This window comes from Streptomyces sp. NPDC004266, assembly GCF_042874095.1.
Taxonomy (GTDB): Bacteria; Actinomycetota; Actinomycetes; order Streptomycetales; family Streptomycetaceae; genus Streptomyces.
In genome coordinates this window covers 344,624-360,450 of record NZ_JBIAMM010000005.1, presented here as the reverse complement: position 1 = coordinate 360,450, position 15,827 = coordinate 344,624, and the positions used below count along the sequence as shown (strand labels likewise).

At 72.1% G+C, this 15,827-nt stretch carries 17 protein-coding genes; 1 reads left to right on the top strand and 16 read right to left on the bottom strand.

Features of this window, described 5'->3' with window-relative positions; genetic code table 11:
• Window position 1: 1 nt before the first annotated feature.
• On the bottom strand, window positions 2-988 hold the full coding sequence (locus tag ACFYUZ_RS15400; RefSeq protein ID WP_389309109.1) for an aspartate carbamoyltransferase catalytic subunit: 987 nt from the start codon (window positions 986-988) through the stop codon (window positions 2-4).
• Between the two features lie 83 nt (window positions 989-1,071).
• The gene (gene pyrR / locus ACFYUZ_RS15395) at window positions 1,072-1,638 is read right to left on the bottom strand and encodes a bifunctional pyr operon transcriptional regulator/uracil phosphoribosyltransferase PyrR (RefSeq protein WP_389309107.1); all 567 of its coding nucleotides are present in this window, start codon (window positions 1,636-1,638) and stop codon (window positions 1,072-1,074) included.
• A gap of 246 nt (window positions 1,639-1,884) precedes the next feature.
• Here pyrR and bldD point away from each other — a divergent pair, with 246 nt between their 5' ends.
• Window positions 1,885-2,385 carry a transcriptional regulator BldD gene (gene bldD / locus ACFYUZ_RS15390; RefSeq protein ID WP_015032294.1) on the top strand — a complete coding sequence of 167 codons (501 nt, stop codon included), beginning with the start codon at window positions 1,885-1,887 and terminating at the stop codon, window positions 2,383-2,385.
• A gap of 184 nt (window positions 2,386-2,569) precedes the next feature.
• On the opposite strand, the gene nusB is transcribed toward bldD, so the two are convergent.
• The 14 genes from nusB to ACFYUZ_RS15320 form a co-directional block, all read right to left on the bottom strand.
• On the bottom strand, window positions 2,570-3,007 hold the full coding sequence (gene nusB / locus ACFYUZ_RS15385; protein ID WP_389309105.1) for a transcription antitermination factor NusB: 438 nt from the start codon (window positions 3,005-3,007) through the stop codon (window positions 2,570-2,572).
• A gap of 2 nt (window positions 3,008-3,009) precedes the next feature.
• Window positions 3,010-3,576, bottom strand: coding sequence for an elongation factor P (gene efp, locus ACFYUZ_RS15380; protein WP_389309103.1), 567 nt, complete (start codon window positions 3,574-3,576; stop codon window positions 3,010-3,012).
• Window positions 3,577-3,624: 48 nt separating this feature from the next.
• Window positions 3,625-4,737, bottom strand: coding sequence for an aminopeptidase P family protein (locus ACFYUZ_RS15375; protein WP_389309102.1), 1,113 nt, complete (start codon window positions 4,735-4,737; stop codon window positions 3,625-3,627).
• A 60-nt stretch (window positions 4,738-4,797) separates the two neighbouring features.
• Complete coding sequence (locus ACFYUZ_RS15370; protein WP_389309100.1) at window positions 4,798-5,865, bottom strand: AAA family ATPase; 1,068 nt, start codon at window positions 5,863-5,865, stop codon at window positions 4,798-4,800.
• A gap of 131 nt (window positions 5,866-5,996) precedes the next feature.
• A complete protein-coding gene (gene aroQ / locus ACFYUZ_RS15365; RefSeq protein WP_356904732.1) occupies window positions 5,997-6,452 on the bottom strand; it encodes a type II 3-dehydroquinate dehydratase in 456 nt (151 codons plus the stop codon).
• Window positions 6,449-7,546, bottom strand: a complete 1,098-nt coding sequence (aroB, locus tag ACFYUZ_RS15360; RefSeq protein ID WP_093877083.1) for a 3-dehydroquinate synthase — start codon at window positions 7,544-7,546, stop codon at window positions 6,449-6,451. Before aroB ends, aroQ begins: the two co-directional genes overlap by 4 nt.
• The gene (locus tag ACFYUZ_RS15355; RefSeq protein ID WP_389309098.1) at window positions 7,543-8,061 is read right to left on the bottom strand and encodes a shikimate kinase; all 519 of its coding nucleotides are present in this window, start codon (window positions 8,059-8,061) and stop codon (window positions 7,543-7,545) included. Before ACFYUZ_RS15355 ends, aroB begins: the two co-directional genes overlap by 4 nt.
• Complete coding sequence (gene aroC, locus ACFYUZ_RS15350) at window positions 8,058-9,242, bottom strand: chorismate synthase (RefSeq protein ID WP_389309096.1); 1,185 nt, start codon at window positions 9,240-9,242, stop codon at window positions 8,058-8,060. Before aroC ends, ACFYUZ_RS15355 begins: the two co-directional genes overlap by 4 nt.
• A 113-nt stretch (window positions 9,243-9,355) precedes the next feature.
• Entirely contained in the window at window positions 9,356-9,583 is a 228-nt protein-coding gene (locus ACFYUZ_RS15345; RefSeq protein ID WP_389309094.1) for a hypothetical protein, read from the bottom strand.
• A 43-nt stretch (window positions 9,584-9,626) separates the two neighbouring features.
• Entirely contained in the window at window positions 9,627-10,469 is an 843-nt protein-coding gene (locus ACFYUZ_RS15340; RefSeq protein ID WP_389309092.1) for a shikimate dehydrogenase, read from the bottom strand.
• Entirely contained in the window at window positions 10,450-12,231 is a 1,782-nt protein-coding gene (gene mltG / locus ACFYUZ_RS15335; protein WP_389309091.1) for an endolytic transglycosylase MltG, read from the bottom strand. Before mltG ends, ACFYUZ_RS15340 begins: the two co-directional genes overlap by 20 nt.
• 101 nt (window positions 12,232-12,332) lie before the next feature.
• Window positions 12,333-12,797, bottom strand: a complete 465-nt coding sequence (gene ruvX, locus ACFYUZ_RS15330) for a Holliday junction resolvase RuvX (RefSeq protein ID WP_030693079.1) — start codon at window positions 12,795-12,797, stop codon at window positions 12,333-12,335.
• Between the two features lie 2 nt (window positions 12,798-12,799).
• Window positions 12,800-15,469: an alanine--tRNA ligase gene (gene alaS / locus ACFYUZ_RS15325; RefSeq protein WP_389309089.1), complete on the bottom strand. Its 2,670-nt coding sequence runs from the start codon at window positions 15,467-15,469 to the stop codon at window positions 12,800-12,802.
• Entirely contained in the window at window positions 15,469-15,822 is a 354-nt protein-coding gene (locus ACFYUZ_RS15320) for a DUF6167 family protein (protein ID WP_389309087.1), read from the bottom strand. The genes alaS and ACFYUZ_RS15320 overlap by 1 nt, the downstream gene beginning before the upstream one ends.
• Between the last annotated feature and the right edge of the window lie 5 nt (window positions 15,823-15,827).

The window sequence follows — 15,827 nt, the reverse complement described above, 5'->3', positions numbered from 1 at the left end:
GTCACTTGCTCTCCTCGGTACGGGCGGGGGTGGCGGAGGCGGCGGAGTCGTTGCCGCCGAGCAGCAGGTAGAGGACGGCCATGCGGATCGAGACGCCGTTGGCGACCTGCTCGACGACCGTGCAGCGGTCGGAGTCGGCGACCTCGGCGGTGATCTCCATGCCGCGGACCATGGGGCCGGGGTGCATGACGATGGCGTGCTCGGGCATCTTCGCCATCCGCTGGCCGTCGAGCCCGTAGCGGCGCGAGTACTCGCGCTCGGTCGGGAAGAAGGCGGCGTTCATCCGCTCGCGCTGCACACGCAGCATCATCACCGCGTCGGACTTCGGCAGCACGCTGTCGAGGTCGTACGAGATGTCGCAGGGCCAGGTCTCGACGCCCACGGGGACCAGGGTGGGCGGGGCCACCAGGGTGACCTCGGCGCCGAGCGTGTGGAGCAGGTCGACGTTGGAGCGGGCGACCCGGCTGTGCAGGACGTCGCCCACGAGGGTGATGCGCTTGCCGGCGAGGTCCTGGCCGAGGCCGGCGTCGCGGCCGACGAGGCGGCGGCGCATGGTGAAGGCGTCGAGGAGGGCCTGGGTGGGGTGCTGGTGGGTGCCGTCGCCGGCGTTGATGACGGGGGCGTCGATCCAGCCGGAGGTGGCGAGCCGGTACGGGGCGCCGGAGGCGCTGTGCCGGATGACGACCGCGTCGACGCCCATGGCCTCCAGGGTCTGCGCGGTGTCCTTGAGGGACTCGCCCTTGGAGACGCTGGAGCCCTTGGCCGCGAAGTTGATCACGTCGGCGGAGAGGCGCTTCTCGGCGGCCTCGAAGGAGATCCGGGTGCGGGTGGAGTCCTCGAAGAAGAGGTTGCAGATGGTACGGCCGCGCAGGGTCGGCAGCTTCTTGATGGGCCGGTCGGCCACCCGGGCCATCTCCTCGGCGGTGTCGAGGATCTGGACGGCGTCGTCGCGGGTGAGGTCGGCGGCCGAGATGAGGTGACGCATCATCGGGGTTTCGCTCCGTGGTGGGAGGGTGAGGGCATGCGGGTGCGCAGGGCTGTGCCCCGGCCCCGTCGGGGGTGCCGGTCCGGTCAGGAGGCGGGCTTGCTGCCGAGCAGGACGGTGTCGCGACCGTCTTCCTCGGCGAGCTGGACCTTGACCGTCTCCCGCAGCGACGTGGGGAGGTTCTTTCCGACGTAGTCGGCGCGGATCGGGAGCTCGCGGTGGCCGCGGTCGACGAGGACCGCGAGCTGGACGGCGCGCGGGCGGCCGATGTCGCCGAGGGCGTCGAGGGCGGCACGGATGGTGCGGCCGGAGAAGAGGACGTCGTCGACGAGGACGACGAGGCGGCCGTCGACGCCGTCACCGGGGATCTCGGTGCGGCCGATGGCGCGGGCCGGCTTCATCCGCAGGTCGTCCCGGTACATGGTGATGTCGAGGGAGCCGACCGGGATCTTGGTTCCGGTGATCGATTCGAGCTTCTCGGCGAGCCGGCGGGCGAGGAAGACGCCGCGTGTGGGGATGCCGAGGAGGACCACGTCGTCGGCGCCCTTGGCGCGCTCGACGATCTCGTGGGCGATGCGGGTCAGGACCCGCGCGATGTCCGGGGCCTCGAGAACGGGCCGCGCGTCGTCGCCGTACTGCTGCTGGGTGTCCATGGTGAACGGACCTCCTTCTCCGCCTCACGGGACGGCTCTTAAAGGACGTCGGATTTGCGCCGTTCACTCTACCAGGGGTAGGCGCCCCGTTTCTCGTGCACCCCTGCCGTCCCTCCGGGCGCCGTCCCTCGGGAGGGGGCGGTACGGACCATTCGGCTTGACGGGTGGGTGTAACGCTGCGTAACCTCACAGTGAGTTACCAGCCGCGCGGCGCAGCCGCATGTCGTCACAGCGTCCGGGAGCGTTATGTCCAGCGAATACGCAAAGCAGCTCGGGGCCAAACTCCGCGCCATCCGCACCCAGCAGGGTCTCTCCCTCCACGGGGTGGAGGAGAAGTCCCAGGGCCGCTGGAAGGCGGTCGTGGTCGGCTCCTACGAGCGCGGGGACCGCGCGGTGACCGTGCAGCGTCTTGCCGAGCTGGCGGACTTCTACGGGGTGCCGGTGCAGGAGCTCCTGCCGGGCACGACCCCGGGCGGCGCCGCCGAGCCGCCGCCGAAGCTGGTCCTCGACCTGGAGCGCCTGGCGCACGTCCCGCAGGAGAAGGCGGGCCCGCTCCAGCGCTACGCGGCGACGATCCAGTCGCAGCGCGGCGACTACAACGGCAAGGTGCTGTCGATCCGCCAGGACGACCTGCGCACGCTCGCCGTCATCTACGACCAGTCCCCCTCGGTCCTCACCGAGCAGCTGATCAGCTGGGGCGTCCTGGACGCGGACGCGCGCCGCGCGGTCGCCCACGAGGAGAACTGACCCCTTACGAGGGCGCAGCAGAAACGTACCGCCGGGCCCGTGGACGTCATCCGACGTCCACGGGCCCGGCGCTTTTCCCCGAGATCCCTCCCGGAGGGGCCGGCCCCGCGCGAAGGGGTGCGTACGGCACGCGAAGGGGCCCGCAGCACCGAGTGCTGCGGGCCCCTTCGCGTGCCGTACGGGACTAGACGTCCGCGTCCCGGCGCAGGCGCGGCTTCAGGTCCTTGAAGCGCCCCAGCAGGCCGTTGACGAAGGTCGGGGACTCGTCCGTGGAGAACTCCTTGGCGAGCTGCACCGCCTCGTCGATCGCGACCGCGTCGGGCGTCTCGTCCTCCCAGATCAGCTCGTACGCGCCGAGGCGCACGATGTTCCGGTCGGCGACGGGCATCCGGTCGAGGTCCCAGTCCACCGCGTAGGTCGCGATGAGCTCGTCGATCCGCGCCACGTGGGCCGCGTACCCCTCGACCAGCTGCATGGTGAAGTCGTTGACCGGCGGCTGACGGTCGTCCGACCGCGCGAGCCTGACCTGGTCGGCGAGGACCTCCTGGACGGAGGCGCCGCGCTGGTCGGCCTCGAAGAGGATCTGGAAGGCGCGCTTGCGCGCCTTGCTCCGAGCAGCCACGGTTAGCTGTTCACCCGGCCGAGGTAGCTGCTGTCACGCGTGTCGACCTTGACCTTCTCACCGGTGGTGACGAAGAGCGGGACCTGGATCTCGTGGCCGGTCTCCAGCGTGGCGGGCTTGGTGCCACCGGTGGAGCGGTCGCCCTGGACACCCGGGTCGGTGTGCTGGATGGTCAGCTCGACGGCGGCCGGGAGCTCGACGTAGAGCACCTCGCCCTCGTGCTGCGCGACCTGGGCGTTGAAGCCCTCGATGAGGAAGTTGGCGGCGTCGCCGACGGCCTTGCGGTCGACCATCAGCTGGTCGTAGGTCTCCATGTCCATGAAGACGAAGTAGTCGCCGTCCATGTAGGAGAACTGCATCTCGCGGCGGTCGATGGTGGCCGTGTCGACCTTCACACCGGCGTTGAAGGTCTTGTCGACGACCTTGCCGGACAGCACGTTCTTGAGCTTGGTGCGCACGAAGGCCGGGCCCTTGCCGGGCTTGACGTGCTGGAACTCGACGACGGACCAGAGCTGGCCGCCTTCGAGCTTGAGCACCATGCCGTTCTTGAGGTCGTTCGTGGAAGCCACGGTTGCGGAATCTCCTGGACTGACGTGGACCGAGGAGGCGTACGCGCCTCACAGCGCGAGCAGCTCCTTGGTCGTGATGGTGAGTAGCTCGGGTCCGCCGTCCGCCTCCTGGCGTACGACGAGCGTGTCATCGATCCGGACTCCGCCCCGGCCCGGGAGGTGGACCCCCGGTTCGACGGTGACCGGCACACAAGCGTCCAGTTTACCCATGGCCGAGGGTGAGAGCTGCGGGTCCTCGTCGATTTCGAGCCCCACTCCGTGCCCGGTGAGGGGCACGGCGGCCTCCGTGTGCCCCGCGGCGTCCAGGATCTGGCGGGCCGCCCGGTCCACGTCCCGGTACTCGGCGCCGGGTGCGAGGGACTCGCGTCCGGCCCGCTGAGCGGCGAAGACGAGCTCGTACAGCTCGATCTGCCAGTCGGCGGGGGTGGTGCCGATGACGAAGGTGCGGCCGATCTCGCACCGGTAGCCGCGGTAGTCCGCGCCCAGGCAGACGGAGAGGAAATCACCCTCCTCGACCCTGCGGTCGGTGGGCCGGTGCCCGCGGCGCCCGGAGTGCGGACCGGTCCCCACCGAGGTGGGGAAGGCGGCCCCGTCGGCACCGTGGTCGACGAGCCGCCGCTCCAGCTCCAGGGCGAGGTGGCGCTCGGTCCGCCCCACCAGGATGGACTCCAGGAGCTCGCCGAGGGCCTGGTCGGCGATCTCCGCCGCGATCCGCAGGCAGGCGATCTCGTCCTCGTCCTTGACGATCCTGAGCTGCTCCACGGCGCAGGAGAGGTCGGCGAGGCGCAGCGCGGGGGCGGCGGAGCCCATGGCCCGGTGCCGGGCCACCGTCAGGTGGTGCTCCTCGACCGCGAGCGCGTCGGCTCCGGCCCGGTGGGCGAGGCCGACGGCGGTGACCGCCGGATCGCCTCCCCCGGCGGGCAGCACCTGCTGCCGGAGCAGCTCGTCGAGCCGCCCGTCGGCCGGTTCGCCCCCGGGCGCGACGGGGCAGAGCAGGACGTCCGTCTCCGGCTCCGGCCCGACGAGCAGGACGGCGCCGGGCGGCGAACCACCCGCGAGATAGCGGACGTTGGCGGGACGGGAGACCAGGGCCGCCGGGCTGCCCGCGGCCGCGCACCGGTCGCGCAGCCGCACACGGCGGTCCGCATACACCTCTGACATGCTCCGAGCCTACGAGCGTGAGGGCGGGGCGTCCTGTTCAGAAGAGCCGTCCGGGCGCGATCACCAGGTGGGCGGGCTCGCGATCGCGCGGGCGAGGACGTCGTCGAGGACGCGTGCGGTGGTCTCCACGTCGTACGTGGAGTTGTCGATGATCGGCAGGCCGGAGCCGTACCAGCCGGCCATCCGGCCGTGGATGGCGGCGACCTCCTCGTCCGAGAGGCGCCGGTTGCCGCTGCGCTCGGCGTTGCGCTCCAGGACGACCTCCAGGCCGGGCAGGAGGACGACGGGCAGCAGACCGGGGCCGACGTGACGCTTCCAGCCGCCGAGTCCGACGACGGGCCGGTCCGGGAAGACGGCGTCGTCGACGATGCAGGAGATGCCGTTGGCGAGGAAGTTGCGCGCGGCGAAGCCGCAGGTGCGGCGGGCCAGCCGGTACTGGGCCTCGGAGTGCTCGTTCCAGCCGGACTGCGGGTCGGCGAAGCCGGAGCAGACCCACTCGCGGACGTCGTCGAGGCTGATGTGCGCGGTGGGCACGCGGCGGCGCTGCGCCCAGTGCCGGGCGACGGTCGTCTTGCCCGCGCCCGCGGGGCCGATGAGCAGGACGGCGAGGGTGGCCGCGCCGGTCCCGGCGCCGTGCTCGACGGGCGGCGCGAGGGGCGCGCTGACGGGCGGCAGCGGCACGTGCCCGGTCAGGTCCGCGCGCGGCGGGACGGAGGAGGGGTGCTGCGGGGCCCCCGGATGCTGCGGCCCGGCGGCGGGATGCTGCGGAGGCCCCGGGTGCGGCGCGCCGGCCTGGTGGGGTGCGGCGGGGTGCTGGGGGGCCGCCGGATGCTGCGGTATGCCCCCGGGACCGCCCCAGCCCGCTCCGGGCGCCGAGGGCGGCGGGGCGTGCGGGGGCCGGGGGGTGCCGACCTGGGCCGTCGGGTGCGCACCGGGCCGGGGCCCGGACGCCGGGCCCGCGTACGGAGCGCCCGGCGGGACCGGCGGAGGGACGGGCGGCTGCCCGCCGAGGTCCCCGCCGCCGGCGCCGGGGGCCGGTGCGGGACCGGGGGCGGGTCCCGGTCCGGGGCCGGTCGTCCGGCCCGACCGCTCGGGCGGTGGCAGCGGGCCCCCCACTGCGTGCTGCATCCGGTGCCACTCCGTCTCGTACGCCTGTCGGATCCCCGGACCGGTGTGTCCGTGGACGGCGGAACGTTACCGCCCCCGGCCCCCCGAGGGGGAACGGCCGGGGGCTCCCCCTGGTGCCCTGTCAGGCCGTGTCAGTCGGTGAGCTCCTCGGCGAGCGCCCGCAGCGCCAGCCGGTAGGAGCCGATCCCGAACCCGGCGACCGTGCCGGTCGCCACGGCCGCGACGACCGAGGTGTGCCGGAACTCCTCGCGGGCGTACGGGTTCGAGATGTGCACCTCGATCAGCGGGGCGGTCCGCTGCGCGGCGGCGTCCCGCATCCCGTACGAGTAGTGCGTGAAGGCGCCGGGGTTGATCACGACGGGGATCGAGCCGTCCGCGGCCTCGTGGAGCCAGCGGATCATCTCGCCCTCGTCGTTGGTCTCCCGCACCTCGACGTCGAAGCCGAGCTCCGCCCCGAGGCTCCGGCAGGACTCGACGAGACCCTTGTAGGAGGTCGCGCCGTAGATGTCGGGCTCGCGGGAGCCGAGACGGCCCAGGTTCGGGCCGTTCAGCACGAGGACCGGGCGGCCCGGACGCGCCTCGCTCACGCGGACACCTCGCCGTAGGCCGCGATCAGGACGGCCGGGTCGGGGCCCTCCAGGACGGTCGGCTTGCCGATCCCGTCGAGGACGATGAAGCGCAGCAGGTCGCCGCGGGACTTCTTGTCGACCCGCATCGTCTCCAGGAGCTTCGGCCACTGGTCGCCGCGGTAGGTCAGCGGCAGTCCGACGGACTCCAGGATCGTCCGGTGCCGGTCGGCGGTGGCGTCGTCGAGCCGCCCGGCGAGGCGGCCGAGCTCGGCGGCGAAGACCATGCCGACGGAGACGGCGGCGCCGTGGCGCCACTTGTACCGCTCGTTCTTCTCGATGGCGTGGGCGAGGGTGTGGCCGTAGTTGAGGATCTCCCGGCGGCCGGACTCCTTGAGGTCGCCGGAGACGACCTCGGCCTTGACCTTGATCGAGCGGACGAGCAGCTCGGCGGTGTGCGGGCCGGCCGGGGTGCGGGCGGCCTGCGGGTCCTCCTCGATGAGGTCGAGGATCACCGGGTCGACGATGAAGCCGGCCTTGATGATCTCCGCGAGACCGCTGACGTAGTCGTGCACCGGCAGCGAGTCGAGCGCCGCGAGGTCGCAGAGGACCCCGGCGGGCGGGTGGAAGGCGCCGACGAGGTTCTTGCCCTCGGCGGTGTTGATGCCCGTCTTGCCGCCGACGGCCGCGTCCACCATGGCCAGGACGGTGGTCGGCACGGCGATCCACCGCACGCCGCGCAGCCAGGTCGCGGCCACGAAGCCGGCGAGGTCCGTGGTGGCGCCGCCGCCGACGCCGACGACGACGTCGCTGCGGGTGAAGCCGGTCTGGCCCAGCGCCTTCCAGCAGTAGGCGGCGACCTCGGCGGTCTTCGCCTCCTCGGCGTTCGGCACCTGGATGGCGACGGCCTCGTAGCCCTGCTCGGCGAGGTCGGCGCGGAGCGCCTCGCCGGTGTCGGCGAGCGCCTCCGGGTGGATCACGGCGACCCGCTTGGCCTGGGTGCCGATCAGGGCGGGGAGCTCACCGAGGAGCTGCCGTCCGACCAGTACCTCGTACGGGTCGGTGCCCGCGGAACCGCCGACCTGGATTCGGGTCACCTGGTCCTGGTCCGTCATACGTCCTTCAACTCCAGTGCGTCGAGGACCGCCTGGGCGACCTCTTCGGGGGTGCGGTCGTCGGTGGCGACGACGGCACGTGCGACTTCTTCGTACAGGTGGCGGCGCGCCTCCATCAGCTCGCGCCACTGGCGGCGCGGGTTGACGGCGAGCAGGGGCCGCGCGGTGTTCAGGCCGACGCGGCGGACCGCCTCCTCGACGTCCATCGAGAGGTACACGACGGGCAGCCCGGCGAGCAGGGCGCGGGTCCCCGCGTCCAGGATCGCGCCGCCGCCGAGGGAGAGGACGCCCTCGTGCTCGGCGACGGCCGTGGCGACGGCGGCCCGCTCCAGGGCGCGGAAGTGCTCCTCGCCGTCCTCGACGAAGATGTCGGAGATCTCGCGTCCTTCGGCGGCGACGATGTCGGCGTCGGTGTCCCGGTAGGGCGCGCCGAGCCGTTCGGCCAGGAGCGCGCCCACCGTGGACTTGCCGGAGCCCATGGGGCCGACGAGGACGACCAGGGGTCCGCCGGTCACCGGATGTTGAGGTTGTCGAGGTACGACCGCACGTTGCGGCGGGTCTCGGGGACGCTGTCGCCGCCGAACTTCTCGACGACCGCGTCCGCCAGGACCAGCGCGACCATCGCCTCGGCGACGATGCCGGCGGCGGGGACGGCGCACACGTCGGAGCGCTGGTGGTGGGCGGCCGCGGCCTCGCCGGTGGCGACGTCGATCGTGGCCAGCGCGCGCGGGACGGTCGCGATCGGCTTCATCGCGGCGCGGACGCGCAGCAGCTCGCCGGTGGTCAGACCGCCCTCGGTGCCGCCGGAGCGGCCGGAGGTGCGCTTGATGCCGTCCTCGGTGCGGACGATCTCGTCGTGCGCCTTCGAACCGGGCACGCGGGCGAGGTCGAACCCGTCGCCGACCTCGACGCCCTTGATCGCCTGGATGCCCATGAGGGCCGCGGCGAGCCGGGCGTCCAGCCGCCGGTCCCAGTGGACGTGCGAGCCGAGTCCGACCGGCACGCCGTAGGCGAGGACCTCGACGACGCCGCCGAGGGTGTCGCCGTCCTTGTGGGCCTGGTCGATCTCCGCGACCATCGCCTTCGACGCGTCGGCGTCGAGGCAGCGCACCGGGTCGGCGTCGAGCCTCTCGACGTCGGCGGGGATCGGGTAGAGGCCGTACGGGGCCTTGGCGGCCGCGAGCTCCACGACGTGGCTGACGATCTCGATGCCGGCGGCCTCCTTGATGAAGGACCGGGCGACGGCGCCGAGGGCGACACGGGCGGCGGTCTCCCGGGCGCTGGCGCGCTCCAGGATCGGCCGGGCCTCGTCGAAGCCGTACTTCTGCATGCCGGCGAGGTCGGCGTGGCCGGGGCGGGGCCGGGTCAGGGGCGCGTTGCGGCCCGTCTCCTTGAGCTCCGAGGGGTCGACCGGGTCGGCCGACATGACCTTCTCCCACTTGGGCCACTCTGTGTTGCCGACCATGACGGCGATGGGGGAGCCGAGGGAGAGTCCGTGCCGGACGCCGCCGAGGAAGGTGACCTCGTCCTGCTCGAACTTCATGCGGGCGCCGCGCCCATAGCCGAGGCGTCGCCGCGCGAGGTGGTCCGCCACCAGTTCGGTGGTGACCGGGACGCCGGCGGGAAGACCCTCCAGCGTCGCGACCAGCGCGGGTCCGTGCGACTCGCCCGCGGTCAGCCAACGCAACCTGCTCAACGATGCTCCTCATGCTCGCGCCTGGCACTGCGACGGCACGACCGGGTGCGCGGCCCTGGCCCGCCACCCCCGATCCTCCCACGTCCGAGGGGTGAAGCCGCCCTCCGGTCCAGCTATCGGACGGAGGAGTCGATTTCCTGGACGGGCCGGTTCCCCTCGTCCGACTCGCCGAAGCGGGTGCGCAGCCACTGGAGACCCTCGTGGACGAGGAGGGTGAGACCGATGGCGATGAGCGGATGCCGCACCCATTCGGGCAGGTGCCGGGAGGTCACCAGCCAGAGGAAGCGCACGACGTCGTCCGCCGCGTCCCATTTGGACGCGAGCACCAGTCCCTCGCTCATGCCGTCGCACTCCCCCGTGTTCCGCCCGACGTGGCGGCGCAGCCTATCGCGCGGCCAGCGCCCGCTCTCCCGCCGCGCGCATGGCCGCGAGCGGCCCCTTCGGGACGCCCGTCATCTGTTCGACCTGGAGGACCGCCTGGTGGACCAGGAGGTCGAGGCCGCCGACCACCTTCCCGCCGCGCTCGGACCAGGCCGCGGCGAGCGGGGTGGGCCAGGGGTCGTACAGCACGTCGAAGAGCGTGCCGACGCCGTCGGGGACGGCGGTCGCGAGGGCGTTCGTGGTGCCGGCGGGGGTGGTCGCGATGACCAGCGGCGCGTCGAAGGCCTCCGCCGCCCGCTCCCAGTCGGCGGTGCGGACGTCCACGCCGAGCCGCTCGCCCCAGCCGCGCATCTCCTCGGCGCGCGCCTCGCTCCGCACGTACGCGGTGACGGGTCCCCCGCAGATCCGGGCGAGGGCGGCGAGCGCGGAGGAGGCGGTGGCACCGGCGCCGAGGACGGCCGCCGACTCCACCTTCTCGACGCCCCGCTCGCCCAGCGCGGCGATCATGCCGGGGATGTCGGTGTTGTCGCCGAACCGTCGCCCGTCCTCCCGGAAGACGACGGTGTTGACGGCCTCCACGGAGGCGGCCGTGCCGCTGATCTCGTCGAGCAGCGGGATGACGGCCCGCTTCAGCGGCATGGTGAGCGAGAGTCCGGCCCAGGTCTCGTCCAGCTCGGTCACGAACCCGGGCAGCGCCGCCTCGTCGACCTCGAAGCGGTCGTACGACCAGTCGTCGAGCCCGAGCGCGGCGTACGCGGCCCGGTGCAGGACCGGGGAGAGGGAGTGGGCGATCGGCGAACCGAGGACGGCCGCGCGCCGACGCGTCTCACTGGCCCGTGTTGGCATTGAACTTGTCCCTCAACTTGTTGTGCTCGGCCAGGGTCTTCGCGAACTCGGTCTTGTTCATGCCGTCGGTGGCGACGAAGTAGAGCCAGCCGTCGTTCGTGGGGTTGAGCATGGCGGCGAGCGCCTCGTTGCCCGGGTTGCCGATCGGTCCCGGCGGCAGGCCCTTGTGCTTGTACGTGTTGTACGGGTCCGTGTTGGAGTTCGCCTCCTGCTCGGAGATCTTGATCTCGCTCTGACCCTTCAGGTAGTTGAGGGTCGAGTCGAACTGCAGCAGCTGGACGGTCTCCTGGTTCTCCGGCTTCAGGCGGTTGTAGACGACCTCGGCCATCTTGCGGAAGTCCTCGTGGGTCTTGCCCTCCGCCTGGACCAGGCTCGCGACCGTGAGGAGCTCCCACGGCCCCTTGACGCCGAGGCCCTTGGCCTTCGCCTCCAGGTCCAGTTTGGTGTACTCCTGGTTCGCCCGGGTCACCATCTTGCGCAGCGCGTCCTCGGGCTTGCTGCCCTTGGCGACCGGGTAGCTCGCCGGGAAGAGGAATCCTTCCAGCGGGTCCTTGAGTTCCTCGTGGTTCTTGGCCCAGGCGGGCAGCCCGAGGGAGTCCGCCTTCGCGAACGCGATCTCCTTGGTGGTGCCCGGCTTCAGGTCCAGTCGCTCGTCGAGCTTCTCGTAGACCCAGGCGTTGCGCTTGCCCTCGGGGATGATGAGGTTGGCCTGGCTGGCCGGGTTCAGCATCAGCGTGACCGCGCTGTCCGCGGACATCTCCTTCTTCAGCGTGTAGGCGCCGGCCTGGATCGAGAGTCCCCGGGGGTTCTTCTGCTGCGCCGAGACGAAGGCGTCGACGCTCTTGACGACGCCCGCCTTCTTGAGGATGTTGCCGATCTCGTAGCCGCCCGCGGACTTCGGGATCTCGACCTGGACCTCGCCGCTGCCGCTGCCCGTGTAGTCGGGCGCCGCGCCGAACTCGCCCTGCCAGAACTGGTAGCCGAAGTAGCCGACGCCGCCGACGCCGCCGACCAGGACGAGGGCGACGACCAGGCAGGCCACGCCGTTCTTGCCTTTGCGTTTCTTCGCTTTGCTCCGGCGCTCGCGGTCGCCGTCGCGGGAGCCGCGGCCGCGTCCCGGCTCCTCGTCGTGGCCGTCGTCGTCCGCCTCGTCGTCGCCGGTGAAGAAGGGGTGCTTCTCCTCCTCCGGCTCCGGGTGCGCCTCTTCCTCCGGCGCCCAGTCGACGACCGGCTCCGGCGGGTGCTGCCGGCGGCCGGGCGGCTGGGGCGGCGGATAGGCCTCGGGCGTGCCGTAGAGGTCCGGGTTCTGGCCGCCGTACGGATCGGCCGGGGGCGCGCCGTAGGCCATCGCCGCCTGACCGGTCTCCCAGTTGCCGTCGTACTGCTGTCCGAGGTTCCCGGGCGTGTCGTAACCGCCGCCCGGGTACCCCGTCTCGTACTGCTGCTGCGCCTGCTGGTACTGCTGCTGGTACCGAGGATCGGCGTACTGCTGCGGCTGCTGCTGCTCGTACTGCGGCTGCCCGTACTGCTGCGGCTGCTGCTGGTACTGCTGACCCTGCTGCTGGTACGGATCGCCCCCGTAGCCCTGGTCGGCGTGACCGCCCTGGCCGTACGGGTCCGCGTAGCCCTGACCGTCGTGGCCGTACTGGCTCGGCTGCTGCGGGTGCGGGTACTGCTGCTGGCCCTCCCACCCCTGGTCCCCGTAGAGCGGGTCCCCAGGGTGCCACGGTTCGGAGCCCGGGCCCCGGCCATACTCAGTCATCGATCCCCAAACAGCCGCGAGGCGTCCGGACGATCCGCCTCTACGTAGTGCGGCAGCTGTTCGAACACTGCCGCATCGCGCGGAACGTTACCGTATCGCGATCAGATGACCACTTCGACGCCCTCACCGGGCGGATTACCTGATACCCGTTCGGACTCAAGAGCGTTCTGAAGGATGATCACGGCGGCGGCCTGGTCGATGACGGACCGCCCCTTCTTCGCCTTCACGCCCGAGGCCCGCAGGCCCTGGGTCGCGGTGACGGTCGTCATCCGCTCGTCGACCAGCCGGACCGGGACCGGGGCGATGCCCTTGGCCATCTCCCGGGCGAAGGCGCGGACCTTGGTCGCGGCCGGGCCCTCCCGCCCGCTGAGCGAGCGGGGCAGGCCTACGACGACCTCGATCGGCTCGTACTCCTCGACGATCTGGCGGAGCCGCCGGTGGGCGGCCGGGACGTCACGTCCCGGCACGGTCTCCACCGGCGTCGCGAGGACCCCGTCGGGGTCGCACGAGGCGACCCCGATCCGGGCGTCCCCGACGTCGACCGCGAGTCGGCGGCCGCGGCGCATCGTCACGCCGTCTCCACCACGAGGCGCTCGACGGCGGCGATGGCCTCGCCGACGGCCTCCGGGTTCTGACCGCCGCCCTGGGCGACGTCCGGCTTGCCGCCGCCACCGCCGCCGAGGGTCTTGGCGGCCGTGCGGACCAGCTCGCCGGCCTTGAGACCGCGCTCGCGGGCCGCCTCGTTGGTGGCGATGACCGTCAGCGGCTTGCCGTTGACCGTGGTGAACAGGGCCACGACGGCCGGGCGGCCGCCGGAGATGCGCCCGCGCACGTCCAGGACGAGCTTGCGGAGGTCGTCGGCGCCGGTGCCGTCCGGGACCTGCCCGGTGACGAGGGCGACGCCGCGGATGTCGCGGGCGGAGTCGACGAGACCGGCGGCGGCCTGGAGGACCTTCTCCGCGCGGAACTTCTCGATCTCCTTCTCGGCGTCCTTCAGCTTGCCGAGCATGGTGGAGATCTTCTCCGGCAGCTCCTCCGGGCGGCCCTTGACGAGCTCCTGGAGCTGGGCGACGACCGTGTGCTCCCTGGCGAGGAAGTTGTACGCGTCGACGCCGACGAGGGCCTCGATGCGGCGCACGCCGGAGCCGATGGACGACTCGCCGAGCAGCTTCACCAGGCCCAGCTGGGCGGTGTTGCCGACGTGCGTGCCGCCGCACAGCTCCTTGGAGAAGTCGCCGATGGTGACGACGCGCACCTGCTCGCCGTACTTCTCGCCGAACTCGGCGATGGCGCCCTGGCGCTTGGCCTCGTTGATCGGCATGACCTCGGCGTGGACCTCCAGCTCGCGCGCGAGGACCTCGTTGATCTTCTGCTCGACGTCGGTGAGGACCTGGCCGGGGACGGCGTTCGGCGAGCCGAAGTCGAAGCGGAAGCGGCCGGGCTGGTTCTCGGAACCGGCCTGGGCGGCCGTCGGGCCGAGCGCGTCGCGCAGGGCCTGGTGCGTCAGGTGCGTGGCGGAGTGGGCGCGGGCGATGGCCCGGCGGCGCTTGACGTCGATGGCGGCGTAGGCGGTGGCGCCCACGGTCACCTCGCCGACCTGCACCGAGCCCTTGTGGACCGAGACGCCCGGGACCGGCTGCTGGACGTCGCGGACCTCGATGACGGCACCGCTGTGCAGCTTGATGCGGCCCTGGTCGGCGATCTGGCCGCCGCCCTCGGCGTAGAACGGGGTGCGGTCGAGGACGACCTCGACCTCGTCGCCCTCGGAGGCGGCCGGCGAGGGGACGCCGTTCACCAGGAGGCCGACGACCGTGGTCTCGCCCTCGGTGTTGGTGTAGCCGGTGAACTGGGTGGCGCCGCTGGTGTCGGCGATCTCCCGGTACGCGGTGACGTCGGCGTGGCCGGTCTTCTTGGCCTTGGCGTCGGCCTTGGCGCGGTCCCGCTGCTCCTTCATCAGGCGGCGGAAGCCGTCCTCGTCCACGGAGAGGCCCTGCTCGGCGGCCATCTCCAGGGTGAGGTCGATCGGGAAGCCCCAGGTGTCGTGGAGCAGGAAGGCCTTCTCGCCGGCGAGGACCGTGCCGCCGGCGGCCTTGGTCTCGGTGACGGCGGTGTCGAGGATGTTGGTGCCGCCCTTGAGGGCCTTCAGGAAGGCCGCCTCTTCGGCGAGGGCGACGGTCTCGATGCGCTTGCGGTCGGTGACCAGCTCCGGGTACTGCTCGCCCATCGTGTCGATCACGGTGGTGACGAGGTCCTGGACGACCGGGCCGGTGGCGCCGAGCAGGCGCATGTTGCGGACAGCGCGGCGCATGATGCGGCGCAGCACGTAGCCGCGGCCCTCGTTGCCGGGGGTGACGCCGTCGCCGATGAGCATCACGGAGGTGCGCATGTGGTCGGCGACCACGCGGAGCGAGACGTCGCTGTCGTGGGCCTTGCCGTAGTCGACGCCGGTGAGCTCGGTGGCCTTGTCGATGACGACCTTGAGGGTGTCCGTCTCGTACATGTTCTGGACGCCCTGGAGGATCATCGCCAGGCGCTCCAGGCCGAGGCCCGTGTCGATGTTCTTCGACGGCAGCTCGCCGAGGATCGGGAAGTCCTCCTTGCCGGAGCCCTCACCGCGCTCGTACTGCATGAAGACCAGGTTCCAGATCTCCACGTACCGCTCGTCGTTGACGGCCGGGCCGCCCTCGACGCCGAAGTCGGGGCCGCGGTCGTAGTTGATCTCGGAGCAGGGACCGCAGGGGCCGGGGACGCCCATCGACCAGTAGTTGTCCTTCTTGCCGAGGCGCTGGATGCGCTCGGCCGGGACGCCGACGACGTCGCGCCAGATCCGCTCGGCCTCGTCGTCCTCCAGGTACACGGTGATCCAGAGCTTCTCCGGCTCCAGCCCGTAGCCGCCGTGCTCCACCGGGGTGGTCAGCAGCTCCCAGGCGAGCTTGATGGCGCCTTCCTTGAAGTAGTCGCCGAAGGAGAAGTTGCCGCACATCTGGAAGAACGTGCCGTGCCGGGTGGTCTTGCCGACCTCCTCGATGTCCGGCGTGCGCACGCACTTCTGCACGCTGGAGGCGCGCGTGAAGGGCGGCTTGACCTCGCCCAGGAAGTAGGGCTTGAACGGCACCATGCCGGCGGGGACGAGCAGCAGAGTCGGGTCGTCCGCGATGAGCGACGCCGAAGGGACGACGGTGTGCCCGCGCTCCTCGAAGAAGCTCAGCCAGCGGCGGCGGATTTCAGCCGACTCCATCAGTGGTCCTCATTCCGGTTGTACGAACTCGAAGGCATCTTGGAAAACGAATAGGTGGTGGGGCGCGCGGCCGGGCCGAGCGCGGCCCTGCGGCGCGGCTCGGGGAGTTCCCGGCCCGGCTCGACGGGGGCGGCCAGGCCCAGGGCCTCGTCCAGCTCGGCCTCGCGCTGGAGCATGCCCGCCCTCACGTCGAGGGCGAAGTCCTTGAGCCGGTGCCCGGTCTCGACGGCCTTGTTCGCCGCCTGGGCGGCGAGGCTCTCGGGGGTCAGCTGCTTCAGCTTCCGGTTGACCTTGGCGGTGGCCCACACGCCGGCGGCTGCGCCGGCCGTGAACCAGAACGTGCGGCGGAACATCGCGG

What these genes read in the sequence shown, in the direction of transcription:
- ACFYUZ_RS15400 (WP_389309109.1), bottom strand. Translation starts at nt 988, where the DNA reads ATGATGCGTCACCTCATCTCGGCCGCCGACCTCACCCGCGACGACGCC.
- pyrR (WP_389309107.1), bottom strand. Translation starts at nt 1,638, where the DNA reads ATGGACACCCAGCAGCAGTACGGCGACGACGCGCGGCCCGTTCTCGAG.
- bldD (WP_015032294.1), top strand. Translation starts at nt 1,885, where the DNA reads ATGTCCAGCGAATACGCAAAGCAGCTCGGGGCCAAACTCCGCGCCATC.
- ACFYUZ_RS15375 (WP_389309102.1), bottom strand. Translation starts at nt 4,737, where the DNA reads ATGTCAGAGGTGTATGCGGACCGCCGTGTGCGGCTGCGCGACCGGTGC.
- ACFYUZ_RS15370 (WP_389309100.1), bottom strand. Translation starts at nt 5,865, where the DNA reads ATGCAGCACGCAGTGGGGGGCCCGCTGCCACCGCCCGAGCGGTCGGGC.
- aroB (WP_093877083.1), bottom strand. Translation starts at nt 7,546, where the DNA reads ATGACGGACCAGGACCAGGTGACCCGAATCCAGGTCGGCGGTTCCGCG.
- ACFYUZ_RS15345 (WP_389309094.1), bottom strand. Translation starts at nt 9,583, where the DNA reads ATGAGCGAGGGACTGGTGCTCGCGTCCAAATGGGACGCGGCGGACGAC.
- ACFYUZ_RS15340 (WP_389309092.1), bottom strand. Translation starts at nt 10,469, where the DNA reads ATGCCAACACGGGCCAGTGAGACGCGTCGGCGCGCGGCCGTCCTCGGT.
- mltG (WP_389309091.1), bottom strand. Translation starts at nt 12,231, where the DNA reads ATGACTGAGTATGGCCGGGGCCCGGGCTCCGAACCGTGGCACCCTGGG.
- ruvX (WP_030693079.1), bottom strand. Translation starts at nt 12,797, where the DNA reads ATGCGCCGCGGCCGCCGACTCGCGGTCGACGTCGGGGACGCCCGGATC.
- alaS (WP_389309089.1), bottom strand. Translation starts at nt 15,469, where the DNA reads ATGGAGTCGGCTGAAATCCGCCGCCGCTGGCTGAGCTTCTTCGAGGAG.
- ACFYUZ_RS15320 (WP_389309087.1), bottom strand. Translation starts at nt 15,822, where the DNA reads ATGTTCCGCCGCACGTTCTGGTTCACGGCCGGCGCAGCCGCCGGCGTG.